This window comes from Arthrobacter sp. ok362 (genome assembly GCF_900102785.1).
GTDB lineage: Bacteria > Actinomycetota > Actinomycetes > Actinomycetales > Micrococcaceae > Arthrobacter.
Genome location: NZ_FNGC01000012.1, coordinates 157,614 through 168,495, shown reverse-complemented (window position 1 = coordinate 168,495; position 10,882 = coordinate 157,614). Strand labels below are relative to the sequence as shown.

General features: G+C 68.2%; 8 protein-coding genes. 3 read left to right on the top strand and 5 right to left on the bottom strand.

What is annotated here, in order from left to right; all coding sequences use genetic code 11:
* From BLQ10_RS16555 to aspS, 4 genes are all read right to left on the bottom strand, one after another.
* The coding region (locus BLQ10_RS16555; protein ID WP_091563911.1) for an HNH endonuclease signature motif containing protein at positions 1-1,598 on the bottom strand (1,598 nt) is incomplete at its 3' end.
* Positions 1,599-1,837: 239 nt separating this feature from the next.
* The gene (locus BLQ10_RS16550) at positions 1,838-2,122 is read right to left on the bottom strand and encodes an IclR family transcriptional regulator (protein WP_091563910.1); all 285 of its coding nucleotides are present in this window, start codon (positions 2,120-2,122) and stop codon (positions 1,838-1,840) included.
* Positions 2,123-2,351: 229 nt separating this feature from the next.
* Positions 2,352-3,125: a GNAT family N-acetyltransferase gene (locus BLQ10_RS16545; RefSeq protein ID WP_254785625.1), complete on the bottom strand. Its 774-nt coding sequence runs from the start codon at positions 3,123-3,125 to the stop codon at positions 2,352-2,354.
* Positions 3,126-3,322: 197 nt separating this feature from the next.
* On the bottom strand, positions 3,323-5,110 hold the full coding sequence (aspS, locus tag BLQ10_RS16540) for an aspartate--tRNA ligase (RefSeq protein ID WP_091563906.1): 1,788 nt from the start codon (positions 5,108-5,110) through the stop codon (positions 3,323-3,325).
* Positions 5,111-5,269: 159 nt separating this feature from the next.
* Between aspS and BLQ10_RS16535 the strand changes: the two genes are divergently transcribed.
* Positions 5,270-6,667 carry an APC family permease gene (locus BLQ10_RS16535; protein WP_254785619.1) on the top strand — a complete coding sequence of 466 codons (1,398 nt, stop codon included), beginning with the start codon at positions 5,270-5,272 and terminating at the stop codon, positions 6,665-6,667.
* On the opposite strand, the gene hisS is transcribed toward BLQ10_RS16535, so the two are convergent.
* Positions 6,664-8,007 carry a histidine--tRNA ligase gene (gene hisS, locus BLQ10_RS16530; protein WP_091563904.1) on the bottom strand — a complete coding sequence of 448 codons (1,344 nt, stop codon included), beginning with the start codon at positions 8,005-8,007 and terminating at the stop codon, positions 6,664-6,666. The genes BLQ10_RS16535 and hisS overlap by 4 nt on opposite strands.
* Positions 8,008-8,284: 277 nt before the next feature.
* Here hisS and BLQ10_RS16525 point away from each other — a divergent pair, with 277 nt between their 5' ends.
* Both BLQ10_RS16525 and BLQ10_RS16520 read left to right on the top strand, forming a co-directional pair.
* Positions 8,285-9,091: a peptidylprolyl isomerase gene (locus BLQ10_RS16525; protein WP_091563902.1), complete on the top strand. Its 807-nt coding sequence runs from the start codon at positions 8,285-8,287 to the stop codon at positions 9,089-9,091.
* A gap of 61 nt (positions 9,092-9,152) precedes the next feature.
* A complete protein-coding gene (locus BLQ10_RS16520; RefSeq protein WP_091563900.1) occupies positions 9,153-10,808 on the top strand; it encodes a DUF349 domain-containing protein in 1,656 nt (551 codons plus the stop codon).
* The last annotated feature ends 74 nt before the right edge of the window (positions 10,809-10,882 follow it).

Sequence of the window (10,882 nt, the reverse complement as noted above, 5' to 3'; positions counted from 1 at the left end):
TCCCGGCCGGGTTCCTGGCCGGGTTCCTGGCCGGCATGGCCTGTGGGCGCCGGGTCTGCCTGGTGTCCTGGATCCGCGGGGAGGCCGTGGTCCGGGAGGGTGTCCTTGGTGAGGATGTCGTGCGGCCACTCGGGCGGTTCCCAGTCCTGGTGTTCGCTGGGGTAGTGCCGGCTGGACGGTGAGGTCCACCCCGGCGGGTGGTCCTTGCTGGCTCCGGTGGGTTTCCAGGCGGTGCTGTGTTTGAGGCGGTGGTGTCTGGGGCAGGGTTGGCCCAGGTTGGTGATGCCGGTGGTGCCTCCGTCGGCCCAGGCCAGGAGGTGGTCTGCCTCGTTGTCCAGGGAGTGGTTGCTGCAGCCGGGGAAGGGGCACCTGCCGTCGCGGAGGCGGAGCCATTGACGCTGGGCCTTCGTGACACGGTAGCTGGTCCGGCCGATTTCCAGCGGGGCGCCGTCGCGGGGGTCTGTCAGGACGCGGTAGAAGGAGTCGGCGCCGTCGGTGATCAGGCGGCGGGCCATCGACGGCGGGATTGGCCCGTACCCGTCCAGGGTGGCGGGTTCGTCGGTGGCGCCCAGCAGCGACAGGACCGGGACGGTGATCAGGACCTGCGCCCTCGGCGACGGAACGCCTCCGGCCACACCCCCAACCATGCCGGTTCCGGCGCCGGCGATTCCGCCGGTGGTGCCGGCGCCGGCGCCGGCCGAGCCGCCGGGGGCGCCGGTGCCGGTGGTGTGGCTGGTGAGGAGCCAGGTTGCGGTGATGTCGGCGCGGAGCTGGGCGAGGGTCCTGGCCTCGGCCGGGCCCTGGAGGGCGCGGGCGGCGGCGGTGGTCCGTTCCCAGATCCCCGCGGCGGTGTCGGCCGGGAGGTAGGCGGAGAGCCAGGCCATGCCGTCCCGGTCCGGGACGTAGTCGACCCGCCGGTCCTCGGTACTTTTGGTGTGGCGTTTTTCGATGCTGACCGGGTGGTGGCGTTCGCGCCAGGCACGGGCCTTGGCGCGGAACCGGGACGGGACGAGGTCCCCGGCCTGGCACCCGCGGGCGGGGTTGGGTGCGTCGGGGTCCAGGAAGTGCGCTTCCAGCGCGGCCGCTCCGGCGGGATCCAGGCCGGCAGTTTCGTCGACGATGATCCGGGCGTGCTGCCAGGAGATCGTCCCGGCCTGCAGCGCCGTCAGGGTCAGCGGCAGCGCCGTCGTCAGTGCCAGGGATTCGGACAGTAGGGCTCCGGCCGTTCGTTCGCTGACGGTCAGGACACAGGCGACCTCGGCGACCATGCTCATCTCCTGGGCGGTGCGTTCCTGCGGGGACGCCGCCGGAGTCACCAGCGACCTGGTGGCCTGCCCGTAGTCGGCGGTCAGCCTGGCCTTCAGTGCGGCGGTCCGGGCTTCCAGCCGGGCCACGTCGGCGAGCCCGTCCAGGCAATCATCCGCCAGAGTCCGCAGCGGATCGGCGTCCGGCAGGGAATCGGCGCGCAGATCAGCGCTTTCCGCCCCGGCGCCGGGGCAAGCAACACCGGCACCGGGGCAGGCAACAAACGCGGCAGCGGACGCGGCGACAGCCTCAAGGGCCTCCCTGCTCTCGGCACTCCAGGCTCTGCTGTCCATACCCAAAGCATCGCAGGAGGCACTGACAAAATAACGACACGGGCTGTCCTCAGGCGTGAGCAATACTCACAATCGGCGCAGCTTTTGCCCTTGTTTCGTTCCTGATCGAATTCGCGGTCACTGCCCGGCTGCTTCGGTACCTTGCAGTCCGTGAAATAGCGGACGGAGCACGCTGAAGAGCAAGATCAAAGAATTCCGGTTCGGGTCAGCGATCCGCGTGGTGGACGCGCTGTCCGTCACTACCGTAGGCGAGGGTCCCCGGCAGCCTTCAGCGAACGGGAGATCCCGTGGGCGGCCGTCAGCAGCGCCGGAACCGCAAACGGGACGTCTGCTCCTTCCCGCGGAACGATGGCGTTCAGGGCCGCGGCGATCCTGTCCCCCGGGCCAGGGACGGGTACCGCGACGCCGGTCCATTCAGCGACACCGATCCCCGGGAGCGCCACAAAACCCCGCTGCCGGATCTCGGCCAGGTGCTTCCGGATCAACACCGGATCCGTGATGGTCTCCGGTGTCACCTTCGCCAAGGGAAATGTCCATCATGTCACACCAGATGGCAGACCGTTCACAGGCACCACTGGCCGGCCCACCGCAGCGGGACGCACATCCCCGCGGCCGCAGTCAGGGATGTCGTCGCGGTCGAGGAAACGTCTCCCGCTGCCACCGACACGGCCGAGGACGGCAAGCTCGCGGCGTCGCCCTGGATCGGGCTCTACTACGCGATCGAAGGCACCTGAACGGCGACAGCGGCAATCGTCAGCAGCCGGTCAGGTGCCGTTTCGGCCTTTCCTGCCGGTAGAGGTACCGGCCGGCTTCGCTGAAGCCGGCATGGGCGTATAGACTCCGGGCACCGGCGTTGGATGCCATCACCAAAAGCCAGTACCCGGCCACGCCCCGGGCCCCGCCCTCACGCAGCAGCGCCCGGACAATCCGGCCGCCATAGCCCAGCCGCCGCGCATCCGGACGCGTAGCCATGCAGTACAGGCCGCCCCACGTGGGCCCGGTTGTCCCGGTGCCGGGCAAAGCGAGCCGCGCGACGGCGGCGGGCGCGCCGCCGTCGTCCCGTGCCAGGCCATAAAGGGCCGGGCACCCTGCCAGGATGCGGCCGGCCACGGCGAGCCCGTCGTCGCCCCCGCGGCCGTCGACGCTCCACCACAGCTCCAACCACTCCGCCGACGGCTCGACCGAGATTTCCACGGCGGGGTCCGCGTCGCCGGAATCCGCGCCGGGCTTCGTGCCGGGTCGATGGACCAGGACCAGGGTTTCGGACTGCCGGGTGAATCCTTCGTCATCGAGCACCGCGTGCAAAGCCGCCTGGCGCGGGCCGTCAAAGATCTGGAAGATCAACGGAAGCCGGCGGTTCCGGTACCAAAGCCGCGCCTCCCGGAGTGCGGCCAGCTGCAGGTGCGGGTCGTCATTGCCGGGATCGCGCGCCCAGACCGAGTTCGCCCGCTGTGTCACGCCGGAGGCTGCCCGCAGCACCCAGCCGCCGGACTCCACCCGTTCGGCGGCCGGCCACGCGGCATCCATCAACTCCTCCAGCGCCGGGATGGCTTCGGACTTGGCCTCAGGATTAACTTCAGGGCTCGCTTCGGCGTTCGTTGCGGGGTGCGGGCTCGGGTCCATCGAGGTTCTCTCCGTCCGGAACGAATGCGGCCGATTATGACAGCAGCAGGGGCTCTCCGGTTGCCCGGGGAGCCCCTGCTGCTCGTGCTGATGCTGCCGGCTTAGTTCTTGCCGTCCTCGGGCTTCTTCTTGGTCTCCGGCTTGAAATCGACGCCAGCTTCCTTGCGCTGCTGCGCCGTGATGGGAGCGGGAGCCTGGGTCAGCGGGTCGAAGCCGCCGCCGGACTTCGGGAAGGCGATGACGTCGCGGATGGACTCCACGCCGGCCAGCAGGGCAACTACGCGGTCCCAGCCGAAGGCGATGCCGCCGTGCGGAGGGGCACCGAACTTGAAGCCCTCCAGGAGGAAGCCGAACTTGGTCTGGGCGTCTGCCTTGTCCAGGCCCATGAGCTCGAAGACGCGCTCCTGGATGTCGCGCTCGTGGATACGGATCGAGCCGCCGCCGATTTCGTTGCCGTTGCAGACGATGTCGTAGGCGTAGGACAGCGCCGACTCGGGATCCGTGTCGAAGGAGTCCATGAACTCGGGTTTGGGCGAGGTGAACGCGTGGTGCACGGCGGTCCACTGGCCGGCGCCGACGGCGACGTCGCCGGAGGCGACAGCGGCGGCGGCGGGTTCGAACATCGGCGCGTCCACGACCCAGCAGAAGGCCCAGTCAGCGGGGTTGATGAGGCCGGTGCGGTGGCCGATCTCCACGCGGGCAGCGCCGAGGAGCGCACGGGACGGGGTCTTCTCGCCGGCTGCGAAGAAGATGCAGTCACCGGGCTTGGCACCGACGGCGTCGGCGAGGCCCGCACGCTCGGTGTCGGTGAGGTTCTTGGCGACGGGACCGGCGAGTTCGCCGTCTTCCTTGTACAGGACGTACGCCAGTCCCTTGGCGCCGCGCTGCTTGGCCCATTCCTGCCAGGCGTCCAGGGCTCGGCGGGCCTGGGAGGCGCCGCCGGGCATGACGACGGCACCGACGTAGGGGGCCTTGAAGACACCGAAGTTGGTGTCCTTGAAGAATTCGGTCAGCTCGGTGAGCTCCTGGCCGAAGCGGAGGTCCGGCTTGTCCGAGCCGTAGCGGGCCATGGCGTCGTGGTAGGTGATGCGCTGGATCGGCGTCGGGATCTCGACGTCGATCAGCTTCCACAGGGCTTTGACGATGTTCTCGCCGAGCCGGATGATGTCGTCCTGCTCCACGAAGCTGGCCTCGATGTCCAGCTGCGTGAATTCCGGCTGGCGGTCCGCGCGGAAGTCTTCATCGCGGTAGCAGCGGGCGATCTGGTAGTACTTTTCGAAGCCGCCCACCTGCAGGAGCTGCTTGAACAGTTGCGGTGACTGCGGCAGCGCGTACCAGGAACCCGGCGCGAGGCGTGCGGGGACGACAAAGTCGCGGGCGCCTTCCGGCGTCGAACGGGTCAGCGTGGGGGTCTCGATCTCCACGTAGCCGTCCTGGTGGAGCAGCTCGCGGGCCACGCGGTTTGCTTCCGAACGCAGGCGCAGGTTGCGGGCGGGACCGGGGCGGCGCAGATCCAGGTAGCGGTGCTTGAGGCGGGCTTCCTCGCCCACCTCAACGTGCTCGTCGATCTGGAACGGCAGAGTGTCGGACGTGTTGAGGATGGTGACCTTCTCGGCCATGACCTCGATCTCGCCGGTGGGCAGCGCCGGGTTCTCGTTGCCCTCGGGACGCTGGGACACGGTGCCGACAATCTGCAGCACGTACTCGTTGCGCAGGCCGTGGAAGACCTCTTCTTCGCGGACCACAACCTGGGCGACGCCGGACGCGTCGCGCAGGTCAACGAATGCGACACCACCGTGGTCACGACGCCGGCCGACCCAGCCGGCGAGGGTTACGGTTTGTCCAATGTGCTCGGAGCGAAGCGATCCGAGGTCATGTGTGCGCAGCACAGCATTCCTTTCAGCGGAAAATGAAAAAGAGACGTCTCAAAAAATCGACGTTCAAAATATCGATCTTCAAAAACTTCGATGTTCAGTAAATAAGGTTCAATAGGATCGCTTCAGGAACGATCCCGTTCGAGTTTACCCGTTGGAAAGGCCCCTCCCGCCATGGCAACCCGGCACAACGGAACCCAGCCCGGTGACCAGCCCGGCGACCAGGGCGGTGACCGCCCCGGTTACCGGTCCGCCCCGCAGCGGTCGCACCGGCGGCTGCAGCGCCGGCTCGGCGTGTTCGATTCCACGGCAATCGGGCTGGGTTCCATGCTCGGCGCCGGCGTGTTCGTCGTGTTCTCCCCCGCCGCCGCCCTGGCCGGGCCGCTGCTGACGCTCGCCGTGGCCGTTGCCGGCGTCATCGCCTACTGCAACGCGGTCGCGTCGGCGCAGCTGGCAGCCAGATACCCCGCCAGCGGCGGCACCTATGTGTATGGGCGCCGCCAGCTCGGCGAGTGGCCCGGCTTCATTGCGGGCTGGGGGTTCGTGACGGGCAAAACGGCGTCCTGCGCGGCGATGGCACTCACGTTCGGGCACTACCTGGCGCCTGCCTACGCCATGCCGCTGGCGGTCGCCGCCGTCGTGGTCCTCACAGGGGTCAACCTCCTCGGGATTACGCGGACCGCACTGCTGACCAGGCTCCTGCTGGCCGTGGTGTTGGCCACTCTCGTCTTCGTCGCCGTGGCGTCGCTGCTGGGTCCGCACCCGGAGGGCGCCCCCGCGGTGTCGGCGGCAGCGGTCTATCCTGCGGCGCCCGCCGGCGGTTGGGGCGTCCTTTCCGCGGCCGGGCTGATGTTCTTCGCCTTCGCGGGCTATGCCAGGATCGCCACCCTGGGTGAGGAGGTCAAGGACCCCGCGCACACCATACCGCGGGCCATCCTGGCCGCGCTGGCCGGCGCCTTCGTGATCTATCTGGGCCTGGCGGCCCTGCTGCAGTGGCATCTGCCGCCGCAGCAGCTGGCGGGTTCGACGGCGCCGCTGCTGGACGCGGTGGCGGCCTCCCGCCTCAGCGGCGGTGTCCCCTTCGTCCAGGCCGGGGCGGCGGCCGCCTGTCTTGGCGCACTGCTGGCCCTGATCACCGGGATCGGCAGGACCACCCTGGCGATGGCCCGGGAACGTGACCTGCCCGCGCCGCTGGCCAGGCTGGGCGGTATCCACACCGTTCCATTCGTCGCGGAACTGGCCGTCGCCGCCGCCGTCGTCGTCTTGCTCCTGAGCACTGATGTGATGACCGTGGTCGGATTTTCCAGCTTCGGGGTGCTGATCTATTACGCCGTGACCAACGCCGCGGCCTTCACCCTTGCCGGCCGGCCCTGGCATGCGCCGCGCTGGCTCAATGTGCTGGGTTTCCTCGGCTGCCTGGTCCTGGCCATCACCCTGCCGCCGGGCTCCATGCTGGTCATGGCGGCGGTGCTGGCCGCCGGGGTGGCCGGGCGGTTTCTCGTCTTGCGGGTGCGCAGGGCCCGAGGAAACACAAGGACTCCCCGAACGGGCAGGACTCCCGGGAAAAACTAGCGCGCGGCGGTTACGCGCACGTGCAGGTCTTCCTCGGAGGGCATCCACGCGTCCGGGTCGGCGTCGTACTGCTCGCCCGTGCGGATGTCCTTGACCTGGTGCTTGCCGTCGTCGTCGGTGAACCAGACAAACGGAATGCCGCGACGGTCGGCGAACTTGATCTGCTTGCCGAACTTCTCGGCCTTCGCGGCGACTTCCGTGGCGATGCCCCGGCTGCGCAGCTGCTCCGCGACATCCTGCGCCGCGCCCCAGCTGTCGTCGTTATTGAGCGTCACCAGCACGACGGTCGGCACGGAGCGCGTGGCCTTGGCGAGCTCCTGGCTCAGGATCCGTGACACCAGGCGGGTCACACCGATTGAGAGGCCGACGCCGGGGAATTTGCGGTTGCCCTTGCTGGCCAGTGCGTCGTAGCGGCCGCCGGAGCAGATCGAGCCCAGCTGTTCGTGCCCCAGCAGGATGGTTTCCACCACGGTGCCCGTGTAATAGTCCAGGCCGCGGGCGATGCTGAGATCGGCCACCACTCGTCCCGGGGCGTGCTGGACAGCAGCCGCAATGACCTGCTCCAGCTCGTTCAGGCCTTCTTCCAGCAGCTCATTGGTGACGCCCAGCGCCCGGACCTGCTCCACGAAGGATGTGTCCTTGGTGCGGATGCTGGCGAGCTTCAGGGCGGCCTGCGCCTGATCGCCAGTGGCGCCGAGTTCCTCCTTGAGCAACTCGGCCACCTTCGCGGGCCCGACCTTCTCGAGTTTGTCGATGCTGCGAAGAACGCCCGCGGTGTCCGTGAGCCCGATCCCGGTGTAGAAGCCCTCGGCCAGTTTGCGGTTGTTGATCCGCAGCAGGAAATCGGGGATGGGCAGCGCATTGAGCGCCTCCGCGATCACGAGCGCGATTTCAACGTCGTAGCGGAACGGCAACTCGCCGTCGCCGACAACATCGATGTCCGCCTGGGTGAACTCGCGGGCCCGCCCCTCCTGGGGACGTTCGCCACGCCAGACCTTCTGGATCTGGTAGCGGCGGAACGGGAAGGCCAGGTAGCCGGCGTTTTCCACGACGTACCGGGCGAAGGGCACGGTGAGGTCGAAGTGCAGGGCAAGGGCATGGGGGTCCGTCCGTGGCACCGTGTCAGCCTCTTCGTCCTGGAGCCGGCTCAGCCCGTAGACCTCTTTGTCGATTTCGCCCTTGCGCAGCAACTGGCCCACCGTTTCCACGGCGCGGGTCTCGATCGAGGAGAAACCATGGAGTTCGAACGTCCGGCGCAGCGTGTCCAGCACATGGAGTTCCACCAGCCGCTCCTCGGGAAGCCACTCGGGGAATCCTGACAGGGAGGCTGTGCGTGCCATGGTGAATTTTCTCCTCTGGTTACCACTGCGGTATCTCGTTGCTACTGCAGTATCTTCGGGCGCGGGCGAAACGCGGCATTCATCTGTCGAAACGTAACGAAGATAAGCGGCAGACCGGCCAGTCGTGCATAAACTGTGTGCGGCAGTCAGTTTATGCGTTCGGCGCCCGCTTCTTCCAACGGAGCCGGCCCCGACGGAACTGCCGGCAGCTTGCTGCTGCTACCACGACGGCGCCTACAGCCCGTTAGGGTGGCGGCCATACAACCAGGAGGACCTTTTGGCGGCCAGTTCACGCAGCGCACGTGAGGCGAAGCGGCGCGTCCAGCAAATGGAGGCCAGGCGCGGCCTGCGCCGGGACCAGGACAAGCGCCGCAGGCGCGATAACGTCCTGGCCATCAGCGCCGGCACAGCGGCGATCGGCCTGGCCCTGGTCCTGCAGCTCACCGTCTTCGCGTCAAACCCGACCGAAGAGGAGTACGCGGCCGTGCAGGAGGGGCTCCAGAGCCCGTCAGCGACCGCCACACCGACAGCTGCCCCCACGAATGCCGGGAACATCCCCAAGCCGGAAACCGCCGCAGGCAAGACCTTCACGGGCGAGCTCAAGCTGAACCGCGGCGCGCTCGGCGTCGAGCTCGACGGCACGAAGGCACCGCAGGCGGCGGCGGTCTTCAAATCCCTCGCCGACCAAAACTTCTACAAGGGCCTCAGCTGCCACCGGCTGACCACGGCCGAAACCTTCGGCGTACTGCAGTGCGGTTCCAAGGCCGGAGACGGCAGCAGCGACCCGAGCTACACCTGGGGACCGCTGGAAAACACCCCGCCGGACAACAAATACCCTGCCGGTACGATCGCCGTGGCCCGGACCAGCGGGAACGCCAACAGCAACGGCACCCAGTTCTTCATTGTGTACAAGGACACCGTCATTCCGGCGGATGCCGCCGGCGGCTACACGGTGGTGGGCAAGGTGACCTCGGGGCTCGACGTGGTGAGCGGGATTGCCGCTGCCGGAGTGAAGCCCGGCGCCAGCGCCACCGACGGCGCACCTGTGGAACCAGTCACGATAGACTCGTTCTCACTGAAGTAACCAGCCGCGGCCCTGAAGGCCATGGTCCCGGTATTTCCCTCCAAGCGAAAGACTTCTAGCGGTGACAGACAGTCAGAAATCCGACGAAACATTGGCAACAGCAGCTGCCAACGAAACCGAAGCCGAGGCGACCCCAGCCGAGAGTGCGGGCGCTGCCGTAGCTGCGGCCGGCGAGACGGCGGCAAGCGCAGCCCCAGCCGTGGCAGACGAGGACGGCGCCGAGGCCGGAGAGTCCGCGGAGGCAGCGGAACCCGCAGAGCCCACCGTGGCGCCGTCGGTGGAGACGGCAACTGAGCCGGCAGCCGAGCCTGTCGCTGAAGCCGGGGCCGCTGCGGTTCCGGCCCCGACCCCCTCACCGGCCGGACGTCCCGCGCCGAGCCCGGCAGCGTTTGCTGCCCGGCCGAAAGCCAAGCCGTCTCCGGCCGCCCCGGCCCCCGCGCCGGTGGCCGTGTCCTCCGCAGCCTCACTGGCGGAAGCAGCCCGCTGGGGCCGTGTTGAAGGCGACGGCCATGTGTTCCTGACCGTTGACGGCACGGAATATCCCGTCGGTCAGTACCCGGGAGTCAGCGCCGACGAGGCCCTGGGCTACTTTGCCCGGAAGTTCGAGGACGTCGTGGCCCAGATCGTCCTGCTGGAACAGCGTGTGAGTTCCAAAGCGCCCACCGCGGACATGCAGAAGACCGTCACGCACCTGCGCGAGCAGCTCGCCGAGCGGAACATGGTGGGCGACTTCCGCTCCGCCGAGGCCCGGCTGGACGCGCTGGTGACGCAGATCGGCGACCTCGAAAAGGCCGAGAAAGCCGAGCACGACGCCGTTCGCGCCGCTGAGCTGGCCGCCCGCGAGGCCATAGTGGCCGAGGCCGAGGAAATCGCCGGCCACGATCCCGCGCAGATCCAGTGGAAGACCTCCAGCGCGCGGATGAACGAACTGTTCGAGAGCTGGAAGACTGCACAGAAGAGCGGCGTCCGGCTCGGCCGCAGCAACGAGGACGCGCTGTGGAAGCGGTTCCGTGCCGCCCGCACGGTATTTGACCGGCACCGCCGCGCCTACTTCTCCCAGCTCGACAGCACCAATTCGGCAGCCAAGGCAGCAAAAGAGAAGCTCATCACCGAAGCCGAGGCCCTTTCCTCCTCGACCGACTGGGGTTTTGCCGCCGGCGAGTACCGCCGCCTGATGGATGAGTGGAAAGCTTCCCCCCGCGCCAGCCGCAAGGACGACGACGCTCTGTGGGCCCGCTTCCGCGCCGCCCAGGACGTCTTCTTCACCAACCGGCAGGCAGCCAACGACGAGATCGACCAGGAGTACGGTGCGAACCTGGTGGTGAAGGAAGCGCTCCTGGTCGAGGCCAACGAGCTCCTCCCGATCAAGGACCTGCCGGCGGCCAAGAAGGCGCTGCAGTCCATCCGGGACCGCTGGGAAGAAGCCGGCAAGGTTCCGCGCGCCGACATGGGCCGCATCGAAGCTGGCCTGCGGAAGGTCGAGGACGCGGTCCGCCTCGCCGAGGACGAGAACTGGAAGCGCTCCAACCCGGAGACGAAGGCGCGCACCAACAGCGCCCTGACCCAGCTCGAAGCCGCCATTGCCGGTCTCAAGGAAGATCTGGCCAAGGCGGAAAAGGCCGGCGACGAGCGCAAGATCAAGGCAGCCCGTGAAGCCCTCGAGGCGCGCCAGGCTTGGCTGGAGCAACTTGAGCGCTCGGCGAGCGAGCTCTCCTAGGCACGCGCCACCAGGAAGCCGGTCCAGGCCCCGTTTCGGTTATCCACATGACCGGAACGGGGCCTGTTCCATGT